We start from the raw sequence: 24650 nt of genomic DNA, 5'->3' as shown, positions 1-24650 counted from the left end.
CCTAGGACATCATCAGGCGGCGTGCTGTTTCAGCTGCCGCTTTAATGCCAGTTTCCAAATCTCCAAGAGATGCATAGGAATATGACAGCCTGATGCTGTTTCGGTCTTCACCGTCATAAATATAGCCGGGATTCACAAGCACCTGCCGTTTCAGCAATTCATAAAAGAAACGGCTGACAGGCAGGTTTTTGTGAAATGTCACCCAAATATAAAAGCCGCCTGCGGGAATCCGCCACGTGGCAATGTCCCCGGCATACCGCTCGAGAAAATGAACGGCGGCGTCTCTCCTTTCTTTAAGCTTCCTGCGTACCCAAGTCAGATGCTCTTCATAATATCCCTGTGACAGCCACTCGGCAGCCGCCCACTGGGACAGGCCGCTTGATCCGTAGTCTGTCTGCATTTTAATGTCCGCCAGCCTTTCAATAACCGGCTCCGGACCGGCAAGCCAGCCGATTCGCAGACCGGGGCTAACCGTTTTTGAAAACGCGCCCAGATACAGAATATTGCCCTCATGATCCATTGCTTTCAACGGCTGCGGCGGTTTTTCTTCAAACCATAAATCACCGTACGCATCATCCTCAATGATGGGCATCTGCTCTTTTTTTGACAGGCTGATGATCTCTTTCCTTCGCTGCTCTGACATGACTGTGCCTGTCGGATTATGAAACGACGGAATCGTGTAAAGCAGCTGTCCTCCATATTGTTTTCGATTAGAAGAAACAAGCCCCGCTTTGACCCCTTCATCATCCATCGGCAAGCCGCGAAGCCGCATCCCAGCTGATTGAAATACATGCAAGGATTGAAGGTAGGACGGCTTCTCCGTCAAAATGACAGAATCTCGTTTTAAAAGTCCAATTGAGATGAGCTGAAGTGCCTGAAGTGCACCGGACACAATTAAAATTGCAGACGGTGACACATGGATCTTCTTTCCTTTTAAATGGTCGGCCACTGCCTCCCGCAGCTGACGGTTTCCTTTCGGCTGCTCATATCCTAAAGACAGGACGCCCGGATTGATTTGCTGAAACATCCGTCCAATTGTGTCAGCAGGCACAAGATCCGGTGAAAGTTCTCCAGTTCCTAATCTGATGATATCCGCTCTTGGTTCGTTCTGATTAATAGCTTGAATGATGGAAGAATTGGCGCGATGAATGCCCGAACGGACGTAATCGCTCCAATCAAGCGGAGGCTCAGCCGTCAGCACGCTCCAAGTACTGTTTACAACCTTCGTACCGCCGCCTTTTCTTCCCTCTAACAAGCCTTGAGACGTGAGTTCATCTATGGCTGCTGTGACTGTGCTGCGGTTGACTTGAAACATGTCGGCCAGCGTTCTCTGTGAGGGGATTTTCGTCCCTACAGCCCACTCTCCGTGAAGAATCTTGTCTTTCATATATTGTTCGATCTGCCGATGCAGCGGAACATCCGACTTTCGGCTTGGCTGCCATTGCGACAAGGTCATGCCCCCCTTTTTTACACATTATACATTTGGCTGGTTCCTAACCCAACCAAATGGCTGGAGACTTTAGTGACAATCTCTCTTATGATTGAAAAAAAATGTGAAAGGAGCTTTTTCAGCATGAATGCAATCATTCACGGAATTGTGCTCGCGTTTGGCTTAATTTTGCCGCTGGGAGTGCAGAATGTGTTTATTTTTCAGCAAGGCGCGTTGCAAAAGCATATTTGGCGGGCTCTCCCAGCTGTCATCAGTGCTTCAGTCTGCGATACCTTGTTAATTGTATTAGCCGTTGCGGGCGTGTCTGTCATTGTGCAGGAGCTGCCTGTGTTTGAGACAGTCATGATGGCCGGCGGATTTTTATTTTTGCTTTATATGGGCTGGGTGACTTGGAACATCCGTCCGAACACAAGCCAAAATGAGAAACATACGTTCACACCAAAAAAGCAAGCTGCGTTTGCGGCCGCTGTTTCTCTTTTAAACCCGCATGCCATTCTGGACACGATCGGCGTCATCGGCACGAGCTCTCTTCAATATTCGGGGCTTGAGAAATGGCTCTTTATGGCCGCCTGCATCGCTGTGTCTTGGATTTGGTTCATCAGCCTTGCAATAGCGGGCCGGTTGTTTCAGACGATAGATACGAGCGGCAGGCTTATGCTGATCGTAAACAAATGCTCTGCAGCGGTAATGTGGGCAGCGGCAGGATATTTTGGGGTGTCACTCTTTTGCAATTGAAGGAGAAACAGATGAAAAAAACGAATTTCTTAGAAAAGGGGGCATGCTGATGACTGATGCAAAACAGTTTTATGACTATCATTCTTGGGCAAACAAGAAAATATTTACCCATATCGAAAACCTGCCGGAGGAAACTGCCTATCAAGAAGTAAAGAGCGTATTTCCTTCTGTCAGCGACGTGCTGCTTCATATGTGCAGGGCTGACTACATTTGGCTGAATGTTCTTTCGGGAGTGGCCTACCAAGAGATTATAGACAGCGCAGGCAAATTACAGTCCGCGCAAGGTAATATGGCAGCGATTAAACAGCACGCTGCCGAGCTGGAGTCACAGTATCATGATTTCTTCAGCCGCCAGACGGACTTAGAACAGACCTTCACAATGCAGCATCCGAAACTAGGTACACTGGAATCAACCTATGCAGACACCATCCTGCATGTCGTCAATCACGGCACTTACCACAGAGGGAACGTAACCGCCATGCTGAGACAGCTGGACCATTCAGGCGTACCTACTGATTATATGTACTATTTATATGAGAAAAGAGAAAGCAAGGGCTAAAATGCCCTTGCTTTTTTTGCGGAAAGCCTCAAATGCAACATACTTAGCTTTTACATACCTGTATAAGCGCGCTTCACATCTAGCTGTACCGGCATGCCGTTTCGAAAGGAATTGGTTGCGGCGATACCCACTTCTAAATTGATCGTCGCATCAATATCAGTCACAATCGGTGTTTTTCCATTCCGGACACACTCGGCGAAATGCTGAAGCTCCAAGCAGTAGGCTTCATGAAAACGAGTTTGAAAGTCTGGAATGATATCAAAACTGCTCCCTTTAGCCGATAGGATGGTCACATGTTGATGTCTCAATGTCCCTATGAAAATACTGCCCTCTGTCCCGATCACCTCCGCCCGGATGTCATGTCCGTATGGAGAGGTTCTGCTTGCCTCGACGTCCCCCGCTGCGCCCGAGTCAAATTCAATATACGTCAGCGCCTGATCCACATCGCCATACTGCTCCATAAACGGATTGTTCAGAATCCTGCCGTGTCCTGAAACAGAAGTGATTTCCGCCCCTAGCAAATAACGGGCAATATCATAGTCATGGATGGAACAGTCGATAAAAATTCCACCGCTGTGTTTGATAAATTCTGCGGGAGGCGCGCCTTGGTCGCGCGTAAAGCCTTTATAATAGATAGGTTTGCCGATTTCTCCAGCGTCGATCCGCCGTTTGGCATCTGCGTATGCGGGATCGAACCGTCTCATAAAGCCGACTTGGCAGATGACACCTGTCTCCTTAACTTTTTCAGAAGCTGCTTTTGATTCCTCAAGGCTTAATGTCAGCGGTTTTTCAACAAAGATCTGTTTGCCGTTCTCGGCTGCTTTGATGATCATATCACCATGTGTGCTTGTCGGCGTTACGATAATGACAGCATCAATGCCGGGATCTTCTAACACTTCATACGGGTCCTCTGACCATTTTTCGATACCGAGTTCTCTGGCAACCTGCTCCGCTCTCCCTTTTAACGGATCACCGACACAAACCAGCTTTGCCCCCGGCACACTGGTGACGAGATTTTTCGCATGATAATAACCGAGCCTTCCTAATCCCAATACTGCACATCTTACTTGATGTTCCACGTCCCATCCTCTCCTTTATCTCATTTCGGGCTCGCTTTGAGAAAGCGTTTTCTCTTAACAGCTAAAAAAACAGCGGTTCTATCCGCTCTGCCATTTTGCGCAAGCGCTTTCTCAAAAGATGGTTATATTTTACACCGCCTTTGGTTTACACGCAATATGTTTTTTTGGCTTCAACTGTCATAATGAAAAAACCCGCTCATTAGCGGGCTCATGTGTTGAGCGGTGATGTAGAATGTCTGACTACAAGCTCAGGCGGGAGCACTATTTTTTGTTTCGCCTTTCGTTTTCCCTCTATTGCTTCTGCCAGCAGTTCGATGACGCTCCGCCCCATCTCTTTTATCGGCTGGGCTACGGTTGTCAGGGGCGGAGCCGCCATTTCTGCGAGTATCGTATTATCAAAACCAATGATAGAAAGATCATCCGGCACTTTTATGCCTCTTATTCTCGCAGCTTGTATGGCGGCACAAGCCAATACGTCGTTGAAGGCAAAAATAGCAGTCGGAGCATTTCTGTCGAGCAATTTTCCCGCTTCTTCCTTGCCGCTTTCCAAGGAAAACCGCGTCTGGATGATAAGTGATTCATCAATGGGCACGCCCGCTTCCTCCATCGCCTGACGGAAGCCTTTGATTCTATTTTTTTCGCCTGTCGTTGACCCGTCTCCGATAATGCAGGCGATGTTCGTGTGGCCGAGTGACAGAAGATGCTTGGCAGCCTCATATCCGCCACGAACGTCGTCTATCACAACAATATCCATCGGAAGAAGCGGCTTATCCTGAGAAATCATGGCAATCGGAATTTGTTCACTGGCGATTTCCTCCAAAGCAGACATACTGTCATGGCTTTCAATCCCTGTTGCAAAAATAATGCCATCCACCTTTTTCTGTTTCAGCACAGAAAAATACTTTGTTTCTTTTTTCGGATCGTAATCGGTGCTGCAAATCAACATTTGAAAACCGAGCTCATCCGCTCTTTCCTCAATGCTTTTGGCCAGTTCGCCGTAAAACGGATTTGAAATATCAGGCGCCACGAGAGCGATCATATTCGTTCGTTTTCCCGTTAACGCCGCGGCGTGGACATTGGGCGTGTATGCCATTTCATTCATGACATTCATGACCTTCTGCCGTGTTTTATCGCTGATTCTCCCCGTATTGTTTATCACACGGGACACAGTTGTGATCGAAACACCCGCCGCCTTTGCCACATCGTAAATTGTTGTTTTCATGTTCATCCCTCGTCTGGTTATTGAACTTTCCGGCTGACAATTTTCCGGTATTCAATTGGTGAAATGCCTTCTATCTGCTTAAAGAGTTTTGAAAAGTATGTCGGATCTTCCATTCCGACCGTTTCCGCAATAACGCCCATTTTATCATTTGTAGAGGATAAAAGACGCTTCGCTTCCGTCATTCTCACCCGGTTCGTGTATTGTGCCGGAGTTACGCCGAGCACCTGCTGCATGCAGCGGCTCACATAATCCTGATGATAGTGAAGGGCGAGCGACAGATCCTTGATTGTCGTCTTTTCCTTATAGTGCTCCTGTAAATACCGGGCCGCCTCCCAGGCTACCCGCTCTTTCGCAGACGGTATTTGGAACGCTTCTTTTTGAAGATGCAGCATCAGCTCCTCAAATAAAATTTGCTTTCTGAGCGGCAAATCAGAGTTTTCCGCGGAGTAATCGATCAGCTTTTCAAACTGCTGCGCCATAAACTGCGGGCGCTGCACCTTGCCTTTTCTCGGCAAGGCCAATCCGTAGCGGGCCAGCTCTTCGAAGCTCCCTTTTTCCTGCTGAAGCTCAGACCAGTTGCTGCCTCCCTTTGCCGTAAATTCATATCGATGTTCATCGAAGTGAAGCCAATAGTAGGAGGTTGCTTCATCACTGCCCTTCGTCCCGTAGTGTTCAAGACCGGGAGAAAGCAAGATGTACTCGCCGCCTTCAACAGAAAACGATGTTTCATTTTCCGTTATATATAACGTTCCCTGTTTGACATATATCAGATCAAACACGGAGAATACACGTTTCACATGGGTTTCTCCTTTTTTAAAAACCCCTTCCCCAGCTGCGATAAATACCGGAAAAGGCGGGACTGTAAACAGGATGCGAGGCATTTGAATCATCCTCCTTTTTAAGTCGGATTTTTACAAGAAGTATCGTTTCTATCCCTTTTTATTATAAGGAAATGGAGGTACACTTTAAAACGTTGATTTTATTTACGAAAGGGGTTAGACACGATGAAACAAGCTGTCTTCAAATCAACTGCTTTGAAAAAACCCGCTGACAAAACGTTCTCATTATTTTCGCTTACTTGGCCGATCTTTATTGAGGTCTCATTATATATGTTTATGGGTAATGCCGATACACTGATGCTCAGCCAATACTCGGATAACAGCGTGGCAGCAGTCGGCGTCAGCAACCAGATTTTAAATTTAATTATCGTGATGTTCAGCTTTATCGCAACAGGAACGACCGTTATCATTTCACAATTTCTAGGCTCACGGCAAAAGAAAGAAGCCATGGAAGTCGCTTATGTGTCAATCGGCGCCAACTTCTTCATCAGCCTGGCCATCAGCGCCGTCGTCTTTTTCGCGGCTGTCCCTCTGCTTCATATGATGGGATTATCAGACGCACTGATGCCTGATGCGAAAGTCTTTTTACAAGTTGTCGGAGGTCTGTCCTTTATTCAGGCTTTAATCATGACATTCAGCGCGATCTTAAAAAGCTACGGCTACACAAAAGATACAATGTTTGTCACTATCGGCATGAACATTTTAAACATTGCCGGAAACTTTGTTGTGATTTTCGGTTTGTTCGGCTTTCCTGTTCTCGGTGTTGCCGGTGTGGCCATGTCCACATCTATCGCCCGCGTCATCGGATTAATCGCGATGATTGTGATTGTCAACAAACGCATCCAGCTGAAGATGTCGCTGAAAAAAGTCTTTCATATGCATAAAGAGCATTTGCGCAAGCTGCTGAAAATCGGCATTCCTTCTGCGGGAGAGCAGCTTTCATACAACCTGTCGCAAATGATAGTCACGTATTTTATCGCCATCATGGGCGCGCAGGCGTTGACAACAAAAGTGTATACGCAAAATATTACGATGTTTATTTTGCTGTTCGGCACTGCGATCAGCCAGGGTACACAAATCTTAATCGGCCGTTATATCGGCGGCAAACAATTTGATGCCGCTTATGAGCGCTGCATGAAGAGCTTATATTGGGCACTCGGAATTGCTGCGGCTACCTCTGTTTTGATGACGATCTTTTCAAAAGACCTGATCGGACTCTTCACACAAAGCCCTGACATTATAGCAACTGCAAGCCTATTGATTGCCATGACCATTATCCTTGAACCAGGCCGCTCGTTTAATGTCATTATCATTAACTCTCTGCGGGCCGCGGGGGATGCGAAATTCCCGGTTTACATGGCAATGATTTCAATGTGGGGCATTGGCCTCCCGCTTGCTTATCTTTTCGGCATCCACCTCGGTTTCGGTCTTGCCGGCATTTGGATTTCTTTTATCGCGGATGAATGGGTCCGGGGAATCTTAATGTACAGAAGATGGCGCTCACGTATCTGGATTCAAAAAGGTATGGCGTAACACCCGGCTCAATCAAGGCCGGGTGTTTTTTAGATATCAGACAGAATCTGCTTCACTTCGGTCTCTGTGAGAGCGAAGTGATATTGAAATACATCGTGCTGCTTCGCCCGGATTTTTTCTAAAACAGCCCGGTGCAAATGAAGAGCGGCTTTCACCGTTTTTTGAGAATACTGCGGAAATAGCGGCAAGGCATCCTGACACTCTTCAAGGTAGGCTTCTGCTTCAAAAGCGATATACTCCCACGTCATTGTGAACGCTTTATTTACGGTGCCTTTTTGGAGATCAGCCTCTGTATAGCCGAATTGCTGCATTACCTGACGGGGAATGCGGTTTTTTTGCTGATCTGTGCCAAGATCACTTAAGAAGCGAACCAGCTGTATGGCCAAGCCGAGAGAGACGGCTGCTTGTTTGAGCTGATCTTGTTTTCGGCGTGTCAGTATCGGCAGCAGCATCAATCCGGCAGCACCGCCCGTCCGATATGCGTACATGAGCAGTTCATCAAGGTCATCATACGGCTTGGCGTCTTCTTTTTGTGCGGCAATAAACTCCCGAAAAGGTTCGCTTTCCAATGTAAAGGTCCGATACGCATGATCAAAAGCCTTCCATAGATGTTGTTTACCGTTATTTGTCCTTTGGTAAACATGATCAGCTTTAGCTTCAAATGCGGGCAATACCTTTTCGTCTGCACTGGCCGCCGTGTGGCAAAACGACAATACTGCCCAAGAGGCTTGTCTTTGCTTTAGCGGGAGATATGATAATGCTTTGAAACAGGCTGGCGCGTATTCGCCAACAATCTGTCCGCATTGCTGGTAAGCTTCTTTTATCTCTTTCATTTTCTCACTCCTATGTATCACTGCTTCTTCAAGTCTAGTATGTTTTTTCCTAATTGTATATGAAGAAAATGCCGATTCTTACTTTGTAAAAGTAACAAGACGCACAGCATCATCGACGAGATATGCATTATTATTTTTAATGCCATACAACAGGTAGAATGTAAACATTTCTCAATCATCACTTCATTAATAGAGGAATCACGGAAAAAAGGGCTAATTGTTATGATACATGATAGTATTGGAGTGAGTTTAGTGATGAAATTTTTTGAATATAACTGGCAGGTTAGAGATCAATGGTTTACTTGGTGTCATCAACTAACCACTGAAGAATTACTTAAAAATCGTCTTGGCGGAGTAGAGAATATTTTATATACCCTTTTTCATATTATTGATGTGGAATATAGTTGGATTCGTGCTATCCAAGGAAAAGAAGATATCGCTGTTCAGTTCGCTGATTATCAAACACTCAATAAAGTGAAATCTCTCTCAAATACATTCCGAACTGAAATAATTGATGTTTTACAAACACATTCAGATCAAATAAAAGATGAACTTGTAAGCGTTCCTTGGGAGACAGGTGTTTTATATACGCGAGATGAAATATTACACCATATCATCGCTCACGAAATTCACCATATTGGTCAACTTTCTGTATGGGCTAGGGAATTAAAGTTAAGCCCGGTATCAGCTAGTTTTATCGGCAGAACATTAAAACCTATTCATTCTTATTGAAGGAATGCGGGGGCAATTCGATAGTGCTGTTGTACAAAAAAGGATAGATAGAGCATATATTTCCCTGCTCATCTATCCTTCTTATTTAAATCTATACATCTCTGGCTTTTAATCACATTTGTATTGAACCTACCTCTCGTCAATATCAATGCGATACGCTTCAAACCATGTATGAATTTGAGCAAGATGGGCGATCAGCTGAGGCCCCTTCATGAGCTGCCCGAACCACGGGACCTTGAAGGAGGAGCCTTCCGTTTCTAAAAGCTGATCTAATTGTTTTCTGTCCAGTAAGGTATGGAGCACGGAGTCCTTTTGGCTTCTGATCGTTTTCAGCCACTCGCTGACGCCTTTTGTATATTCCGGATGATGTGTTTTCGGATATGGGCTTTTTTTGCGATACAAAATGTCATCAGGCAAAATGCCCTCAAGCGCTTTGCGCAAAATGCCTTTTTCCCGATTATCATGCATTTTCATTTCCCACGGAATATTCCAAACATATTCCACAAGCCGGTGATCGGCGAACGGCACCCGCACTTCCAGGCTCGCCCCCATGCTCATGCGATCCTTCCGATCCAAAAGGTTCGTCATAAACCAAAGCATATTTAAATAGAACAGCTGTCTTCTTGCTTTATCCACACCCGTTTCTCCGTCTAATAATGGCGTTTCTGCCAAGGTTTCTTCATATTTGGCATTTACGTATTCTTTCAGATTCAATTTTTTCTGCCATGAGTCAGAAAGCAGCTTGATCCGCTCCTCCGTTGATCTCATCCATGGAAAGCCAGACTCAACATCTGCCGTATGGAACCACGGGTACCCGCCGAAAATCTCATCCGCGCATTCTCCCGATAGGCTGACGACAAAGTCCTTTTTGATTTCCCGGCAAAACCACAGCAGGGATGAGTCGACATCTGCCATTCCCGGCAAGTCTTTGACCAGTACAGCTTCCTCCAAATGATCAACGAGGTCTTTTTGGCTGATGACGCATTTGTGGTGCGTTGTGCCGAAAGCCTCTGTCATTTTTTCAATCCATGGTCCGTCATCATTCGGCTGAAAAGCGCTTGCTTGAAAATATTTATCGTTCTCTTCGTAATCAATCGAATAAGTATGAAGCGGTGCTTTTCCTTCCTTTTCAAAATGGCCCGCCGCAATCGCTGTAATCGCGCTTGAGTCCAGACCGCCTGATAGGAATGTGCAAACAGGCACATCCGACACAAGCTGCCGCGTCACCGCGTCCTGAAATAACGATCTGACATTGGCAACCGTGTCATCAAAACTGTCCGTATGTTTTTCGCTTTCAACATTCCAATAACGCCAAATATTAAGTCCGTCTTTGGAAAATGTCAGCGCGTGAGCCGGGCGGATTTCTTTTATGCCTTTAAATATGCCAGTGCCCGGGGTTCTGGACGGTCCAAGACCGAAAATTTCAGAAAGTCCCGTTCTGTCCACTCGCGCTTTTATATCAGGGTGCGCGAGGATTGCTTTGATTTCCGACCCGAAGAGAAATGAAGAGCCTTCCTTCGTGTAAAAAAACGGCTTTACACCGAGACGGTCTCTCGCGGCAAACAACAGATTACGCTTTTCATCCCACACAGCGAAAGCGAATATGCCATTGAGATGGTCGACACAGTCTTCCTGCCACTCGATGTAGCTGTGCAGAAGCACCTCGGTATCTGACGTACGCTCGAATTGATGGCCCCGCGCCCGCAATTCTTTGCGCAAATCTTCCGTGTTATAAAGCTCGCCATTGTAAATAATGGTGTACGTATCGCCTTTATAGGTACACGCCATCGGCTGGCGTCCGCCTTCAATATCAACAACCGCAAGTCTTTTATGTCCGAATAAAACATGGTGCTCCCCCCAAACGTTTGAATCATCAGGCCCTCGTTTGGAAAGAGTGTCTGTCATTCTGTCCATCGTTTGTTTTTCCTGGACGAGCTGCTTTTTAAAATCGACCCAACCCGTAATTCCACACATGTGACATCAGCTCCAATCCCGTTTCTTTCGTAACAATTTCGTTTCTTTCAGCACCTTAGTAAGTTTATGCATCTATAGGCAGATAGTTGATTTGTCCATAAAAGAGTTGTATGGGACAGGCTTGAATTGGAAAGAAAAGAGAGGAATGAAGAAAAAGGAGACAGCATGGATGAAACGGAAACAATTGTTATATACAGAGGAACGAAAGTGGGAATACGGCACCATCCTCATTGAAGACGGCATCTGCTTAATCGAAAACGGTGAAGGCGATATACTGCTGGCGGACAGTCTCCAACACAGCCCAATCTGGATCCATCATAAAGGAAAGTGGGAGCAAGCCGGCTTTCAGGACAAGTTGGTTTTGGCATGCGGTGCAGAAAACATCTCCCTTTCCGGCGGAGAACGCATCCGCTATGAGAAATCAGTCAAGCGGCCGCTCATGGCGCTTTTGGATTCGCTTGACGACGAAACCTTTCTCGCATTTCTGCAGCACTTGCACAGCTTCGGCTTATCGGTATTCGATTGCGTCTTTTCTTATAATAAAGGAGTCTTTTCGAATACTTCGGCGGGGCAGGGTGTGTCCTTTTATCACTTTTCAAATGACACCGCACAATGCGCGATGCAGCATCACTACAACTACAGCAGCGAAGGGACAGGAGACCGTTTTGAATGGACGGCTTCAAACGGAAAGCGATCCATTATGTACACAGCAGTCCAACGGGGGCGCAAATAAAAAAGCGGTGCATCGAGCACCGCTTTTTGGTTACTTTTCAACAACAACTTTTGCTTCCTTGCTTTCTTTTTTATCTGTATCCACAGCCGTGACGTACAGCACCGTTCCGGCTTTTTGTTTTTTGATTTTCACCGAAAACGTTCCTTTTGCGTCAGCTTTGGCAGAAGCAATGACTTTCTTTGATTTGTTTTTCACTCTGATCATCGCTTTGCTGTTTGCCTTCCCTTTTACTGCCGTATCCTTCGTTTTCACCGCGTTTACTTTCGGTGTGCCGGAAGGTTTTCCTTTGACGACAACAACTTTATACGATGTTTTCGCATCGCCTTTTGTTGCTTTCAGATACAGTACTTGATCCTGTTTTTGAGTCGCGATATTCACCTTGAACGCATTGTCTTTTCCGGCTTTGGCGCTGCCGAGTTTCTTTTTGCCGTTCATCACCTCGATAAGGGTGCCTTCCTTCGCGCTTCCTCTGACAGCTGTTTGAGTGCTTTCCAGCTTGTTGACCTTAAGCTGTAAATCAGCTGCGCTGACAGCCTTCATGACATTCAGCCGCCCGTAGCCTGAATGCCAGTCTACACCAGGTGTCTTCGGAATTTCAATCGGATCGCCATAATCGTCATACAACTCTTCTTCTCCGCCATCGACACTTTCAAAGGAAATATCATCTGCCGTCTTTTTCAACATATCCTCAACTTCTGTTCTTTTTAGCTTAGGATTTTGAGCAAACAGCAGTCCCGCAGCGGCGGCAGCATATGGCGTCGCCATAGACGTTCCGCTCATGTACGTGACATTTCCGTTCGGCACTAAGCTCGGGATATCAGACCCTGGAGCAGAGATGTCCAGACCTTTTCCATAGTTAGAGAAATCAGCGGTCATATCCATGCGATTCGTTGCGCCGACTGACATCACATATTTAGAAGATGCAGGATAAGATAAGGCATTTTCTCCATCATTCCCGCTGGCTGCGGCAATCAAGACATTTTTGTCAGCTGCGTACTTCAAAGCAAATTCAAGCACGCGGCTGTAGCCTCCGCCTAAACTTAAATTAATCACCTTTGCTCCTTTGTCAGCAGCATATTTGATGCCGAGAGCAATTTGTTCAGTATCTCCGGAACCTGCGGAATCAAGCACTTTTACAGGGATGATTTTTGCTTTGGCATTCAATCCAGTCATTGAATAGCCGTTATCGCTTTGGGCTGCAATAATGCCTGCGACATGCGTCCCATGCCCCTGATCATCCATTGCATTGTTATTTCGTCCGACAAAATTGTGTCCGAGATCTGTTCTTACTTTTCCTTTTAAATCGGCAAGCGTGCTGTCTACGCCTGTGTCTACTACTGCAATGAGTGTATCGTTAAGCTTGCGTTTGGACAGCAATGTGTTGGCAGGCTCATATTTCACATCCGCATTTTTGACACCGCCGTTTTCACCGTTGTTTTTAAGCGGCCATTGATAAGGGTACTGAATATCGTTTGCCAAGCTTTTGTATTCCTGTACGGGTTCCGCAAACTCTACATTGGACATCTTGGATAGTGTCGCAGCAGCGCTTTTGACCCTTTTGGCGCTTGCCGTATATGCGCCGTTCTGTTTCTCGTCTTTCGGAAGTTCAAATGAATACAGATTGTCAAACAGTTTCTTTGCCTTTTTCACATTAGATATGTCTTTTTTCGATTGCGCGCTTGCAGAAAAGCCCTTCATTTCATTATGTACGGATGAGAGGCTTTTATTGTCCTTCACCTTGAAAATAACCTTTGTTGTCTGAACTTCACTTTTTGCTGCAATATTGTTTTCTGTTAAAATGGCTCCTGCTGTTTTGCCTTGCAGCTGCTTCATATTTAGTCGGTCCGCTTGTTTCTTTATCTCCTCTTTAAGGAATGACGGGACTGATTGTAAAGCTTTATCATATAGCCGGTTGATCGCTTTTTGATCCTTTTCAGTGACCTTATACGAAGATGATGCTCCGTTTTCTGACACATCGTCAAATAACGGCTTTAATGTCACAAGATCCTGATAGATTTCATTTCTTGCTGTTTTATTGAGTGCGAGCTTTGCAACGATAAACGGTGCTGCTTTGTAATAAAGGCTTGTCAGTTCTTTGCCTTCTGCTGTTTGGCTCAGCTGCTCATCACGAATCGATCTCAACTTATCCAGGATGCCTTTTCCTGATTTCTTCTGATCGACACTCATTTCAACCGGACAAGCTTCTTCCTCTTCTAAATCTGACGGCTGTTTTTTGGTGCCTTTATACCCAATCGTATACTTGGCTTCTGCAGCTGCTTCTGCCGTTCCGCCGTCCTCTGGTTCTTCTTCTCCGAGGTATTCAACTTTTACATAGTAAGGGCCGCTCCACGCGTATGGAAAAATGACTTCGCTTTTTCCATCCTCCGCTGTGAAAGAACGGTACATCTCAAACGTCTCATCTTTAAGCGCTTTTTCCTTACTTGGATATACAGATACATTCAGTACTGAATCACTCTTTACGGTCAGTGCCATATGTGAGTTTTTCTGAATATCCGTTGCTCCCGGGGTCACTTTGTACCATTTCACCTGTTCCGGCTCCTTCATGGCGCCTGTCTGCTCTTTGCCGTTTTCCAGAGCAGCCGCCTGATCGATCGCGCCGGCCGCTGCAGCTTTGGTTCCCGGAGAAAAAAGGCTGAAAATCAGTGCAAAAATAAGCACTGCCGCCACAACCGAGCTGAATTTTCTGCGTTTCATGTTATCCCTCCTGCAAAATAATGAATCTCCTTGAAGGTATCATAATTTCATAGGACGAGATACCGCTTACAGGGAATTTTAAGGTTATTTTAAATGATTTGGAATATGAGGGGATAAATATAAAAAAAACCAGCTCTATCAAAGAGCCGGGTTCATAGGTTTTTCTATTAAAACAATTGAAAACCAATTGGCAAATGCAGACCGAGCAGCACTGTCAGCAAAAGGACAATGACGAAGCCGACCCACAGGCCTCCTGTTGATTTTTCTTTTTTCTTGCGGATGAGGAGCATTTCCATCAGGCCGATGGTGATAATGCCCAGAATCATTTTGCCGGCGTATTCTCCGTTCCAGTTGGCGAAACGGACAAACAGCTCAGCTCCTGTCAAAATAATAAGGATATAGAATAACCGCAGAATCATATGAGTGATTTTTGCGCCCTTTGCACTTCCTGACGAATACAGCGAGTAGCTGACGAAAAGCAGAATCAGCGCTACCACCCATGTCGTAATATGTAGGTGTGTCATATATGTTCCCCCTATCAGATAAATTACCCCACTTATAGTACCATGAACTTGTCCTCTGTCACAAAGATGATTATCAGAAAAAACGGGCGGGTCCGGGTCCGCCCTCCAGTTTTATTCAGCCAATTTGGTTTGACAGCGTTCCGATCGGATCAATTGTAATATCAATTTTGTCACCTGACCGCAAGAATTTTGGAGGCGTAAACCCCTTGCCGACACCAGACGGCGTACCGGTGGCAATAATGTCGCCCGCTTCAAGCGTCATCCCCTTTGAGAGGGTTTCAATTAATTCCGGAATGGAAAAGATCATATCGCTTGCCGAACCGGATTGGCGCAGCTCGCCGTTGACTCTTGTTTCAACCTTGAGGCGCTCTGGCTCCTGAATAGATGATTTATGTACAAGCACGGGCCCCATCGGACATGTCGTATCCAAGCTTTTTCCGATAAAAAACTGCTTATGCCTTTTTTGCAGATCACGCGCCGTGATATCATTCACAATCGTATATCCGAAAACATGGTCATATGCATCTTCTTTTGAAATGCGAGTCCCGCTTTTTCCGATCACGACAGCAAGTTCTCCCTCATAATCAAGCTGAGAGGTAACCTCTTCATGGCTCTTTACGATATCACCATGCCCCGTAACCGTTACCGGCGATTTTGTAAATACCATCGGATGCTCCGGAATATCAGCCTCGCTCCCCATTTCAATCGCGTGATCCCGGTAGTTTTTGCCGATGCAGATGATATTTTTTGATGGCTTCGGAATGGGTGCATGGAGCTTCACCTCAGATAATGAATACATAAATGATCCCAGCTCATCATTCGGTTTCTTTGCCCACTCGGCCAGCTGCCTTGCATGCGCAACGAATTTATCCCCTTCTGCGATACATTCAATCAGCGATCCCGGAATCGTCTCAAGTTCAAACAGTTTTTTTTCAGCCTTCTGCAAATCCATAATTTTCTCATCGTCAATGATCAGGCCGACAAACATTCGGTTGTAAAGTTCCCCTGTCGCAAATTTCATGTTATTCCTCCATCATCTTTTAAATCAGAATGCTCCTTCATGTATTCTCTGTCGAATGCTGAAATCCCTTTTTCTCAATTCCGTTTTCATTTCGTTTCAGGACGGGCTTGCTCTACATATCATACAAATGTCGTTTTGAGAAGGAGGAAAGAATATGGAGCGCGTGCATTTATTTTTTCATCGGGAGCAGCTGAAAAGGAAAGGTACAGCCAAGGGGCTTTTCGTAACAGATCGATCTGTTTCTCCCATTCTTCTCACACAGCGTGACAGAGCGGAAAAGGCATCCTATGAAATCAGCTGGGAAAAGTCTCTGCTTGGTGAAAGGACACTTTTTTTGAATGCAGAACAGGATGATCCGTCCCTGATGCGGCGCAGACTCGCCTATTGTTTTTTTGACCAGATCGGCGTACCTGCTCCCGTTGCCTCGTACAGCTTTCTGACCATCAATGGCCAGCCTGAAGGCATTTATTTGAACATCAAGAACCATCAGCCAGCCGGTAAAAGGAGTTACGGAGTGAAGACGGCCGATCCAAGGGTTCCATTGTCCCTTTTTAACAATGATTCCTCGGCATTCTTACATGAATTTTTCATACTGATCCGCACAGCCGGAGATGACGAATTGGCTGAAAGGATTAAATTGTATCTGGATGTCAAGCTGTTTTTTTTGTGGCTGATCGGCAACACCTGCACCAATCAAGGCTTTTACTACACATTTTGTTTAAACGAATCCGGTCGGCTTTACGTTTCCCCGATGGAGACAAGATCGCTTGCCGTACAAGAATGGTATGAAGAAGACCCGCTTCTGACAAAAGGAAAGACGCTTTCGTCAAGGCTTCTATCCATTCCCGCCTTCAGGTCGCAATATCACACCTTAATGAAAAACGTGCTGAAGCGGTCGTTTACTATTGAACGATTATCTCCTCTCATCAACGAATGGCACCTTGACATTTGTCAAAGTGCTGCTGATGATCCTTTTATCAAAAAAAGCCCCTTTCAAATCGAAAAGGAGCAGACCAACATACTTAGAGAAATTGAGGAACGGCAGGACTTTTTGCAAGCACACTTAGCAAGACTTTAGTCCTTTCTCCATTAAAAAAGGCCGCAGCAAAAATTGTCGCTTTTTTAGTCAAATTGACGAAAGGCAACCTTTTGAGCCAAAATAGGTTATACTAACGATATCCTGTATTTATATCAAAATAAAATCTAGAATTGGAGATAGCGTAATGAACAGTAAAATTGAAGAAATGAGGATCACACTAATTGAAACCGCACAAAAATACGGCATGAATTCAAAAGAAACGATTCAATGCAGCCAAGAGCTGGATATCCTGCTGAATACCCGGATTAAAGAAGAAATGATTTTTGGGAGATATCTTGAAAACTCCCGTATGTAAATCATTTTCTATAACAATTAGAATACACCACATTTAACTCCGATTTTTGCTCAGCACTTCTGAGATATACCTCAGGGCGAGAATGTGCCCGCCCAAAAATCGAATACCGCAGCACGACATACTCCAAAAAGCATTCTACACGCAAAAACACCAAAGAAATAAACAAAAATCACCATAGGCGGATAGCGGCATCCTTCGCCGCATTTCCGCTCAATTTATACCCAACATCCTCTTTTGCCATGTTTAAACATAACGGCCCGAAAAAATAAAACGCTTTCACAAAGAGCCGATATGTCCCCTTAAAATTTCTCTCACACATATGTGCGTTTGTCATAAGCTATCGTGAATAGCCCAATTGAAATCGGAATTGTCATTTCACTTTACCTGTCTTTTTTTAATTTTTCAACAAAGGATGTGCTCGTATGCCGGCCATTGTCGGAGCGTTTAAAATTAATGCGATTGGTACGAGCGGAGTCGTTCACATCGGGGACTGCATTACGATTTCTCCTCAGGCTCAGGTCAGAACGTTTGCCGGTGCTGGCAGCTTTAATACCGGCGACAGCCTCAAGGTGATGAATTATCAAAACGCGACGAATGTGTATGACAATGATGCGGTTGATCAGCCGATCGTGGCCAATGCGTAAAAGGAGTGAGGCTCATGAACTTCTATATTAATCAAACCATTCAAATCAACTATCTCCGGCTGGAATCAATCAGCAACTCCTCCATTCTGCAAATCGGGAGCGCCGGATCAATCAAGTCACTGTCAAATTTGTATAATACAGGAAGCTATGTAGAGCCGGCACCAGAAGTTTCTGGCTCAGGGCAACCGCTCCAGCTGCAGGAGCCCGACACAGGTTCATTGGTCCCGCTCCAGCCTCCTGGCCGTTAATCATATGAAAGAGGTGAAGAACATGTATGATCAATCTGTTTCCTCTTACCTGCAAAACTTGAATTCCTTCGTTCAGCAGCAGGCGATTCACATTCAGCAGCTCGAACGTCAGCTGAAAGAGATTCAAACTGAAATGAATACGATGAAACAGCGGCCGGCCACTACCATTGAGCGTGTGGAGTATAAATTTGATCAGCTGAAAATCGAAAGGCTCGACGGGACTTTGAATATCGGTTTAAATCCGACTGACCCGAACAGCGTCCAAAACTTTGACGTCAGCCAGTCGACACCGCAAATCGGGATGATGCAGCAGGAAGAGAGCGCTCAGCTCATGCAGCAGATCCGCCAGAATGTCGACATGTACTTAACCGAGGAAATCCCAGATATTTTGGAACAGCTTGAAAATCAATATGACAGCAGACTTGACGATACAAACAGACATCATGTTATTGAAGACATCAGAAAACAAATGGACAGCAGGATTCACTATTATATGTCCCATATCAAAAAAGAAGAAAATACACCGCCTGCACAATATGCAGAACATATCGCTGAGCATGTGAAGCGTGATGTCATCCGCGCTGTAGAACACTTTCTGGAGCATATTCCATCAGAAATGAAAGGAGATGAGCAAGCATGATCTTTACAGTCATCAACCGCAGCTTGGAAGTCGGGGATATTCGGATGAACGGTGTGTCCAGTTCCTCCGTTTTCCACATCGGAGACACTGAATCCATCTACCTGTCTTCTATTTTTGATACACCGCCTGAATCTCTTATTATTGGGCCGTTTGCTCCGCTTGCGCCAGAATAATGCTTAAACGCATATCGCGCATCAGACTAGTTAAGTTTAATTCTCTCGGGATCGCAAGTGTGTTTCAAGTTGGCGACACAAATGAAATCGATATGAGTGTAAAAGTATTTGCTGTGCAGCGTTCTCTGTCCACGTTTTACCATAATGAAGGCTCATTTAACAAAAAGGAGTATCAGATCTTTCAGCAGCAGGCCGTGAAGCCGCTCCCCGAAACAGGTGTACAAAGCGCGTTTTGCCACGAGGTGCCGGCTATTTATGTTCGCAGCATCAAAATTCAAGGGGTCTCAGCCTCTTCTGTTTTACATGCCGGATCAGCTTCGCTTATTCGCGGTGATGCGAGACTCAAACATATCAGACAGATTCAGTCTCCGCGCTCACAATCGCCCGCCAAGAACATATAATAAACAGAGACTTCGATAAAGGGTGTCGTTTATGCCAGCAATTGTCGGGCCTATAGCTATCAATTCCATATCGGGCGGAGTCGTAAACTTTGGTGATTCCTTTTACCTTTCTCCGAAAAGCTCTTCAAAATCTGCGCTCGGTTCGGGAGCAGGAAACACGGGAGATTTCCTTCTATTAAATAATGCAGTCAACGCGACAAATTATATAGACCCCGATGTCAACGATCAGGATATGGTTGGAAACGGATAAAAGCAGCCGCTCTGCAAAGAGAGGGCTGCTTTTTAGTCATTTTTTCTTTTTTCGTTCATTTGATTTCTTAGTTTTGATCAGCTTCTCAGGCGGCTGTTTTCTGATCCATTTGACAAACCGGGCAAGCTCTGGATCGCTTCTGAGTTCAGCCATTCCATTTAAACGTACAGCGAGCTCTTGATTGGTATATAAGGCATGAATCTGTTTATGACAAGGAATACAGAGCATCGCTGTCGGCAAAAACGTTCCGCCTTCCTCTTTCGGTGTAAGATGATGCTCTGTCAGCTGGACATCGCTCCGGCCGCACAGCTCACATATTCCGGCAATCTGCTTTGCCATATCCGCTCCTCCCTTACATCAACTCAAGTGATACCCGCGTACCGCGGCCGCTCGGTTCAGCCGGATGGACGATCAGCTTTTTCGGAAGCCGTGCACGCAGTTCCTGCACATGGCTGATGACACCGACAGCCAGGTTGTCTGACTGAAGTTTTTCCAAGGCCGTTACAACCGTATCAAGCAGATCTTGATCCAGTGTGCCGAAGCCTTCATCTAAGAAAAAGAACTGCAGCGGGTATTCCCCCCGAAGCTGAATCTGCGCAGACAGCGCAAGAGCAAGTGAAAGCGAGGTGAGGAAGGTCTCTCCTCCAGACAAACTGGAAACCGGGCGTCGTACGCCTCCATTCGCGTCATCCCGCATCACGAAGCCGCCCTCAGAATCTACTTCGATGGCATAGCGCTGTCTTGTCAGCATACTGAGTCTTGCTGAGGCGTCCCTCGCAACGCTTTCAAGCTGCTCCTCAGCTAAAAATTCGACGAAGGTATTGCCTTTAAACACAGCTTGCAGCTTGTCCAGCCTGTCGATATGCATCTGCCATTTTTTCAGTTCAGCTTCAATTTCATTAAACCGTTTATGATGGTCGCGAATGACAGCCAGTGCTTTTGCGGCCGCGCCTTTTTCCTCTATAGCAGCGCCAAATGCGTCCTCAGCTTCTTGTAATGCTGCAACGGTTTCGTTCCATTCGCTCTCTGATAATGCTCTGCCGGCAAGTATCTCTGCTACTCGTTTTAAGTTTGCAGCATTTTGCTTCAGTTTATCCATAAACTGGTCTATGCCGGTTTTCATCTTTTCAAGTTCATCAGCTGGGATGAGACTTTGTTCAACCTCCTCAGTCCGGGTAATGGAGGTGTTTTTTGTATGCTCAAGCCAAGCAGCTTTTGCTTTTTCCAATCTGCCCTTCGCCTCTTGAAGAGTGAGCTCGCTTGCAGAAGCGCGGCTTTTCGCTTGGTTGAGCTTCATTTGGGCGCTTTGCAGTTCTTCATATAAAGATTGTTCTTTTTCCTTTAACAGCTTTAGATCCTGCTGGACAGAGCGGAGTTTGATTTGAATCGAATCTCCTTTTGCATAATCTCCGAGTTCGTGCTCATAATCAGCTATCACGCTCTTGATGCGTTCAGCCGCATAATGAAGCTCCAGCTTTTCCCGCTCAAGCCGGTGTCCCGATTCCCGCAGTTTTTCCTTTTGTGCTTCATGCTCAGCAAGAAACGCGATACTCTTCTCAATTCGTTTTTCACATTCTTCTGCAGCCCGGTCCTTTTCTTCAATGGCTTGCTGCCATTTTTCTGCTTCGTCCACAGATTGATTCTGAAATGCTTCTTTAAACATGTTCAGACTGCTGTCCATTGAGGATTGAAGCTCACTGATGATGCTTTCAATACGGTCGGCTTCTCTTTTTTCAAAACCGATTTTTTCATTAAGCTGCTCGGCCTTTTTTAAAGACTCCTGATAGGCGCCAATCATTTGTGCCATTCGTGTCTTAACAGAAAGAATGTCCTGCTTGATTCGTTTCCATTCAAATTTGGCAGTTTCAAATGCTTCATACACCGGCTGATGTTCGAAGGAAGCTGCCGCTTCAAGGTTCTGTGCTTGAATTGTCTGCAAAAACGGACACTGTTCAATAAAGCGCGCGGACTGTTCTTCAAGCATAATTTTGGCTGAAAGAATCTCCTGGCTGAGAGCTGCAGCTTCCGTCAATAACACATCTGTCCGTTTGATGTCCTCTTCAAGATGGCTGTCGGCTTCATACGTTTCATGTACCGAGGCAGATGGATCATGATCGGTTGAACCGCATACCGGGCAAGGCTTTCCGGCAGTCAGCTTTTGGGCTAACTCTTTTGTCAGCAGTGCCACCCTTGCTTTTTCACGCTGTAAGTGAAGCGTGTGTTGACTCTTTCTAGCCTCTTCCGTCATACGTGTTAATGAGCGTTCCGTTTCGCACACCAAATGGTACACAGTTTGAACTGCCTCATATGCCTGAATGATGTTGTTTTCTTCCGCTTCCGTCTTTTGAACGAGTGTATTCTTCTCTTCATTCATCTTCTGCAGCACGAGGTTCAATTCTTCACTTCGTTTTTTCTCTTTTTTGATTTGTTCCTCGGTTTGTCTGATGCGCAATGCCATCTCTGCGGCCTGCTGGCAGCTTTTTCGCTCATCGGATGTCACCTGCAGGGATTTGAGCTGCTGCTTCAATTCTGTCTGTCTGTTTTGCCCTCGTGTCAGGCGGTCTGTTACGGTCTCTAATTCATTCATGACAGATTGAAGAGCCTCTTCTTTCTGCCGGAGGTCAGCCTTTTTGCGCTCTTCCTCTTGCTTGGCCTCACTCAGTTTGATTTCGATTTCCTGCAAGCGTGAAAGCTGTTCCTGTTTGGCTAAAAGCTCAGGCTCTTTCTCGCTTTTATGCTGGCGCCACGCTTCATACTCTTCATGTTTTTGCTGAAAGAAAGCTGTCCGGTCTGCTAAATCCTTTTGGGCTAGCGTTTGTTCCTTTTCAGCTTGCTCCTCATGCTGGATCGCTTCTGCGTACCGGTCCGCATAGGGCTTAAGGGCTGCTGCTGTTTCTGCTTCCAGCAGGCGTTTTTGCATGCTGTCTATATGCGGCTGTTCTTCTGCGAGACGTTTTTCCTCTTCTTCATAAGTGGATTTTTCCTTTTGGACATTCCATATCTCCTGATGCTCTGTAAACCGCTCCTTCGCCTGATCACGGTTCTTCCTCATCGCTTCCAGCCGGGCTTCAGCTTGTTCGAGAACCTTTTCAGCCTGCTCCACTGCCTCTGAGCTCGCCTCACCGAGACCGGACTGTTCAGCAAGCATTTCATTTTTTCTCGCATTGGCTTCCTGCGCCTGCCGTCTCAGCTTTTTCACAAGCCTGTCTCCATATTGCTCCAAATTAAATAAACGCTGAAGCATATGCCTGCGCTCTGCCCCTTTTAAAGACAGAAATTCAGCAAATTTCCCTTGGGGCAGCACCACCGCTCTCGTAAAATCGTCGATCGTCAGCCCTAAGAGCTCCTCCACTCTTTTATTCACTTCGCTGGCTTTATCAGCCAGCACCGTATGCTCGTCCTTGATTTCGATGAAGCGGCAAAGTGCCGTTTTTACCTTCATTTCATCCGTTCTCTTAAACACACGCTCGACTTTGTATGAGATTTGGTGATTCGTCTGAAGCGCAAAGGTAAAGGACACAGACAGCGTATCTTCGGCGTGATTTAAGATTCCGTGCGTATTATTCGCCGCCCGTTCCACCTTTCCGTATAAAGCAAGCGTCATTGCGTCGAGTATAGAGGATTTACCGCTTCCTGTCGGGCCGAAAATGCCGAAAACACCGGCACCGGAAAGGCCTTCAAAATCTATCGTCTGCTCCTCTCTAAAGCTGTGGAGCCCCTTAATGCTTAAGGCGATCGGCTTCATTTCGCATCCTCCTCTTCAACGCCTGATGCAAGCTCTAAAAACAGCTTCACCATTTCTTCATCCGGCACCGCACCGCCAGTTTGTTTTTCATAAAATTTCTTAAAGCGGTCCTCGATTGAGACATGTTTAACCTCGATCCGTTCCCGGTCTTTGTTCTGTTCTTCAAAAACCGGCCTGATATGGATAAAGCCCGGGTGCGCCTTCCGCAGCCTGTGAATCTCTTCAAGTGACAGCTGGTCCGCGACACGGATTTCCAAGTCAATCCAAGCATTCTGATCTCTGCCTTCATCCAGCCAGCTGTACACCTCACTTAATCCATTTGCCGCTTTCCACTTCACAAGTGGCTTGCCGCTTGATAATAACACCTCTTGCCAAGTGGCCTCTTCCCCAGGCTTTGCGTCCACAATCGTCACTGATTTAGCGTAGCCCGCTTCAGAAAAGCTGTAGGCGAGCGGAGATCCTGAATAACGCGCAAGCGTCCGCGCCCGCTTGATCGTTTGCGGGCGATGCAAATGGCCGAGCGCAACGTAAGCGGCATCTGCCGGCAGGCTTTCAGCAGCCACCGTGTATGCACCGCCGACTTCAATCGGCCGCTCTGAATCGGTTTGGTTTCCGCCTGCCACATAAATATGGCTGGCGGCAATCTTCACTGCATCGGTCCGGAACCGGCTTGTCATATGCTCAAACGCCTGCCTGATTTTCACATCATAGTGATCACGGAGCAGCTTTTCATCAAACGTATCGGATAGCACTTCATTTAACCGCGCTTCAGATGGGTACGCCAGCGCTCCAACCGCCAAAAGCTCTCCTGCTGAAGGCACTTCAATATGAATCGGCTCTGTTGTCGGATAACCGATTAAATGAATGCCGTTTTCATGTGTCAGCGGTGAAGCGGCGGACAAACGGTCAGGATTATCGTGATTTCCGGCAATGACGACGATCGGGCGCTTTCCTCTGTCGCTAAGCGCAGACAGGCTTTCATAAAACAGCTGCTCGGCTAAAGCTGGCGGGTTTACGGTGTCAAATGCATCCCCCGCCATTACAATGGCATCGATCTGCTCATCCTTTACAATCGTATTCAGTTCATCCAGCACATCGGCCTGTTCACTCAGCCTGCTTCTTCCTTCAAGCGTTTTTCCAAGATGCCAGTCAGCCGTATGTAAAATCCGCAAATGCTTTCACCTCTCTTTTATATAGAAAACGAGA

At 46.1% G+C, this 24650-nt stretch carries 25 protein-coding genes; 13 read left to right on the top strand and 12 right to left on the bottom strand.

Annotated elements, in window-relative coordinates:
- Nucleotide 1: 1 nt before the first annotated feature.
- Nucleotides 2-1456 carry a putative PLP-dependent transcriptional regulator gene (gene yisV / locus BSU_10880; protein NP_388968.2) on the bottom strand — a complete coding sequence of 485 codons (1455 nt, stop codon included), beginning with the start codon at nt 1454-1456 and terminating at the stop codon, nt 2-4.
- A 66-nt stretch (nt 1457-1522) separates the two neighbouring features.
- On the opposite strand from yisV, the gene yisU reads away from it, so the two are divergent.
- On the top strand, nt 1523-2185 hold the full coding sequence (gene yisU, locus BSU_10870; protein ID NP_388967.1) for a putative aminoacid related metabolite efflux transporter: 663 nt from the start codon (nt 1523-1525) through the stop codon (nt 2183-2185).
- Between the two features lie 49 nt (nt 2186-2234).
- Nucleotides 2235-2744 carry a putative enzyme regulator of activity gene (yisT, locus tag BSU_10860; RefSeq protein ID NP_388966.2) on the top strand — a complete coding sequence of 170 codons (510 nt, stop codon included), beginning with the start codon at nt 2235-2237 and terminating at the stop codon, nt 2742-2744.
- Between the two features lie 50 nt (nt 2745-2794).
- Here the strand turns inward: yisT and iolX are convergent, their stop codons facing one another.
- The 3 genes from iolX to yisR form a co-directional block, all read right to left on the bottom strand.
- Nucleotides 2795-3823, bottom strand: coding sequence for a scyllo-inositol 2-dehydrogenase (NAD(+)) (gene iolX, locus BSU_10850; RefSeq protein NP_388965.1), 1029 nt, complete (start codon nt 3821-3823; stop codon nt 2795-2797).
- Between the two features lie 208 nt (nt 3824-4031).
- On the bottom strand, nt 4032-5045 hold the full coding sequence (gene iolQ, locus BSU_10840; RefSeq protein NP_388964.1) for a transcriptional repressor of iolX (LacI family): 1014 nt from the start codon (nt 5043-5045) through the stop codon (nt 4032-4034).
- Between the two features lie 17 nt (nt 5046-5062).
- Nucleotides 5063-5926 (bottom strand): putative transcriptional regulator (AraC/XylS family), encoded by an 864-nt coding sequence (gene yisR / locus BSU_10830; RefSeq protein NP_388963.1) that lies wholly within the window; start codon nt 5924-5926, stop codon nt 5063-5065.
- Nucleotides 5927-6049: 123 nt separating this feature from the next.
- Here yisR and yisQ point away from each other — a divergent pair, with 123 nt between their 5' ends.
- Nucleotides 6050-7417: a putative Na(+)-driven efflux transporter gene (yisQ, locus tag BSU_10820; protein ID NP_388962.1), complete on the top strand. Its 1368-nt coding sequence runs from the start codon at nt 6050-6052 to the stop codon at nt 7415-7417.
- Between the two features lie 29 nt (nt 7418-7446).
- Here yisQ and farP read toward each other — a convergent pair whose 3' ends face one another.
- Nucleotides 7447-8271 carry a farnesyl diphosphate phosphatase gene (gene farP / locus BSU_10810; protein NP_388961.1) on the bottom strand — a complete coding sequence of 275 codons (825 nt, stop codon included), beginning with the start codon at nt 8269-8271 and terminating at the stop codon, nt 7447-7449.
- A gap of 231 nt (nt 8272-8502) precedes the next feature.
- On the opposite strand from farP, the gene yizA reads away from it, so the two are divergent.
- Complete coding sequence (gene yizA, locus BSU_10800) at nt 8503-8982, top strand: conserved hypothetical protein (sporulation related) (RefSeq protein YP_054576.1); 480 nt, start codon at nt 8503-8505, stop codon at nt 8980-8982.
- Nucleotides 8983-9111: 129 nt separating this feature from the next.
- Here the strand turns inward: yizA and asnO are convergent, their stop codons facing one another.
- Nucleotides 9112-10956 carry an asparagine synthetase (sporulation related) gene (asnO, locus tag BSU_10790; protein NP_388960.2) on the bottom strand — a complete coding sequence of 615 codons (1845 nt, stop codon included), beginning with the start codon at nt 10954-10956 and terminating at the stop codon, nt 9112-9114.
- A gap of 145 nt (nt 10957-11101) precedes the next feature.
- Here asnO and yisN point away from each other — a divergent pair, with 145 nt between their 5' ends.
- Nucleotides 11102-11689 carry a hypothetical protein gene (gene yisN, locus BSU_10780; RefSeq protein NP_388959.1) on the top strand — a complete coding sequence of 196 codons (588 nt, stop codon included), beginning with the start codon at nt 11102-11104 and terminating at the stop codon, nt 11687-11689.
- 30 nt (nt 11690-11719) lie between these two features.
- Here yisN and wprA read toward each other — a convergent pair whose 3' ends face one another.
- From wprA to mblK, 3 genes are all read right to left on the bottom strand, one after another.
- The gene (wprA, locus tag BSU_10770; RefSeq protein ID NP_388958.1) at nt 11720-14404 is read right to left on the bottom strand and encodes a cell wall-associated protease; all 2685 of its coding nucleotides are present in this window, start codon (nt 14402-14404) and stop codon (nt 11720-11722) included.
- Nucleotides 14405-14571: 167 nt separating this feature from the next.
- Nucleotides 14572-14928: a putative integral membrane protein gene (yisL, locus tag BSU_10760; RefSeq protein NP_388957.1), complete on the bottom strand. Its 357-nt coding sequence runs from the start codon at nt 14926-14928 to the stop codon at nt 14572-14574.
- A 115-nt stretch (nt 14929-15043) separates the two neighbouring features.
- Entirely contained in the window at nt 15044-15949 is a 906-nt protein-coding gene (mblK, locus tag BSU_10750) for a hydrolase/isomerase involved in remodelling the bacterial envelope (protein ID NP_388956.1), read from the bottom strand.
- A 154-nt stretch (nt 15950-16103) separates the two neighbouring features.
- Here mblK and yisJ point away from each other — a divergent pair, with 154 nt between their 5' ends.
- The 8 genes from yisJ to gerPF all read left to right on the top strand — a co-directional run bounded on the left by yisJ (nt 16104) and on the right by gerPF (nt 19699).
- Nucleotides 16104-17027 carry a putative spore coat protein, CotH paralog gene (gene yisJ / locus BSU_10740; protein NP_388955.1) on the top strand — a complete coding sequence of 308 codons (924 nt, stop codon included), beginning with the start codon at nt 16104-16106 and terminating at the stop codon, nt 17025-17027.
- A 145-nt stretch (nt 17028-17172) separates the two neighbouring features.
- Entirely contained in the window at nt 17173-17343 is a 171-nt protein-coding gene (gene pchI, locus BSU_10730; RefSeq protein ID NP_388954.1) for a Spo0A-P phosphatase (iron-metabolism related), read from the top strand.
- Between the two features lie 422 nt (nt 17344-17765).
- Nucleotides 17766-17987: a spore germination protein gene (gerPA, locus tag BSU_10720; protein ID NP_388953.1), complete on the top strand. Its 222-nt coding sequence runs from the start codon at nt 17766-17768 to the stop codon at nt 17985-17987.
- Nucleotides 17988-18001: 14 nt separating this feature from the next.
- Nucleotides 18002-18235 carry a spore germination protein gene (gene gerPB, locus BSU_10710; protein ID NP_388952.2) on the top strand — a complete coding sequence of 78 codons (234 nt, stop codon included), beginning with the start codon at nt 18002-18004 and terminating at the stop codon, nt 18233-18235.
- 22 nt (nt 18236-18257) lie between these two features.
- A complete protein-coding gene (gerPC, locus tag BSU_10700) occupies nt 18258-18875 on the top strand; it encodes a spore germination protein (RefSeq protein NP_388951.1) in 618 nt (205 codons plus the stop codon).
- The gene (gene gerPD / locus BSU_10690) at nt 18872-19048 is read left to right on the top strand and encodes a spore germination protein (RefSeq protein NP_388950.1); all 177 of its coding nucleotides are present in this window, start codon (nt 18872-18874) and stop codon (nt 19046-19048) included. Before gerPC ends, gerPD begins: the two co-directional genes overlap by 4 nt.
- Complete coding sequence (gene gerPE / locus BSU_10680) at nt 19048-19449, top strand: spore germination protein (protein NP_388949.1); 402 nt, start codon at nt 19048-19050, stop codon at nt 19447-19449. Before gerPD ends, gerPE begins: the two co-directional genes overlap by 1 nt.
- Before the next feature lie 31 nt (nt 19450-19480).
- Entirely contained in the window at nt 19481-19699 is a 219-nt protein-coding gene (gene gerPF, locus BSU_10670) for a spore germination protein (protein NP_388948.2), read from the top strand.
- A gap of 36 nt (nt 19700-19735) precedes the next feature.
- Here the strand turns inward: gerPF and hlpB are convergent, their stop codons facing one another.
- The 3 genes from hlpB to sbcD are packed head-to-tail and all read right to left on the bottom strand — an operon-like array spanning nt 19736 to nt 24616.
- Nucleotides 19736-20038: an HNH nuclease-like essential for DNA repair gene (gene hlpB, locus BSU_10660; RefSeq protein ID NP_388947.1), complete on the bottom strand. Its 303-nt coding sequence runs from the start codon at nt 20036-20038 to the stop codon at nt 19736-19738.
- Nucleotides 20039-20051: 13 nt separating this feature from the next.
- Nucleotides 20052-23444, bottom strand: a complete 3393-nt coding sequence (sbcC, locus tag BSU_10650) for a DNA ATP-dependent repair enzyme (RefSeq protein NP_388946.2) — start codon at nt 23442-23444, stop codon at nt 20052-20054.
- Nucleotides 23441-24616: a DNA repair exonuclease gene (sbcD, locus tag BSU_10640; RefSeq protein NP_388945.3), complete on the bottom strand. Its 1176-nt coding sequence runs from the start codon at nt 24614-24616 to the stop codon at nt 23441-23443. The genes sbcC and sbcD overlap by 4 nt, the downstream gene beginning before the upstream one ends.
- Nucleotides 24617-24650 lie beyond the last annotated feature (34 nt).

It is taken from the genome of Bacillus subtilis subsp. subtilis str. 168, from assembly GCF_000009045.1.
Classification (GTDB): domain Bacteria; phylum Bacillota; class Bacilli; order Bacillales; family Bacillaceae; genus Bacillus; species Bacillus subtilis.
This window is presented reverse-complemented; position numbering and strand designations above follow the sequence as displayed.

Bases quoted from the DNA above. Each gene is read 5' to 3' on its own strand.
- yisV (NP_388968.2), bottom strand. From the start codon at position 1,456: ATGACCTTGTCGCAATGGCAGCCAAGCCGAAAGTCGGATGTTCCGCTG.
- yisT (NP_388966.2), top strand. From the start codon at position 2,235: ATGACTGATGCAAAACAGTTTTATGACTATCATTCTTGGGCAAACAAG.
- iolQ (NP_388964.1), bottom strand. From the start codon at position 5,045: ATGAAAACAACAATTTACGATGTGGCAAAGGCGGCGGGTGTTTCGATC.
- yisR (NP_388963.1), bottom strand. From the start codon at position 5,926: ATGCCTCGCATCCTGTTTACAGTCCCGCCTTTTCCGGTATTTATCGCA.
- yisQ (NP_388962.1), top strand. From the start codon at position 6,050: ATGAAACAAGCTGTCTTCAAATCAACTGCTTTGAAAAAACCCGCTGAC.
- asnO (NP_388960.2), bottom strand. From the start codon at position 10,956: ATGTGTGGAATTACGGGTTGGGTCGATTTTAAAAAGCAGCTCGTCCAG.
- yisN (NP_388959.1), top strand. From the start codon at position 11,102: ATGAAGAAAAAGGAGACAGCATGGATGAAACGGAAACAATTGTTATAT.
- wprA (NP_388958.1), bottom strand. From the start codon at position 14,404: ATGAAACGCAGAAAATTCAGCTCGGTTGTGGCGGCAGTGCTTATTTTT.
- yisL (NP_388957.1), bottom strand. From the start codon at position 14,928: ATGACACACCTACATATTACGACATGGGTGGTAGCGCTGATTCTGCTT.
- mblK (NP_388956.1), bottom strand. From the start codon at position 15,949: ATGAAATTTGCGACAGGGGAACTTTACAACCGAATGTTTGTCGGCCTG.
- yisJ (NP_388955.1), top strand. From the start codon at position 16,104: ATGGAGCGCGTGCATTTATTTTTTCATCGGGAGCAGCTGAAAAGGAAA.
- pchI (NP_388954.1), top strand. From the start codon at position 17,173: ATGAACAGTAAAATTGAAGAAATGAGGATCACACTAATTGAAACCGCA.
- gerPA (NP_388953.1), top strand. From the start codon at position 17,766: ATGCCGGCCATTGTCGGAGCGTTTAAAATTAATGCGATTGGTACGAGC.
- gerPB (NP_388952.2), top strand. From the start codon at position 18,002: ATGAACTTCTATATTAATCAAACCATTCAAATCAACTATCTCCGGCTG.
- gerPC (NP_388951.1), top strand. From the start codon at position 18,258: ATGTATGATCAATCTGTTTCCTCTTACCTGCAAAACTTGAATTCCTTC.
- gerPD (NP_388950.1), top strand. From the start codon at position 18,872: ATGATCTTTACAGTCATCAACCGCAGCTTGGAAGTCGGGGATATTCGG.
- gerPE (NP_388949.1), top strand. From the start codon at position 19,048: ATGCTTAAACGCATATCGCGCATCAGACTAGTTAAGTTTAATTCTCTC.
- gerPF (NP_388948.2), top strand. From the start codon at position 19,481: ATGCCAGCAATTGTCGGGCCTATAGCTATCAATTCCATATCGGGCGGA.
- hlpB (NP_388947.1), bottom strand. From the start codon at position 20,038: ATGGCAAAGCAGATTGCCGGAATATGTGAGCTGTGCGGCCGGAGCGAT.
- sbcC (NP_388946.2), bottom strand. From the start codon at position 23,444: ATGAAGCCGATCGCCTTAAGCATTAAGGGGCTCCACAGCTTTAGAGAG.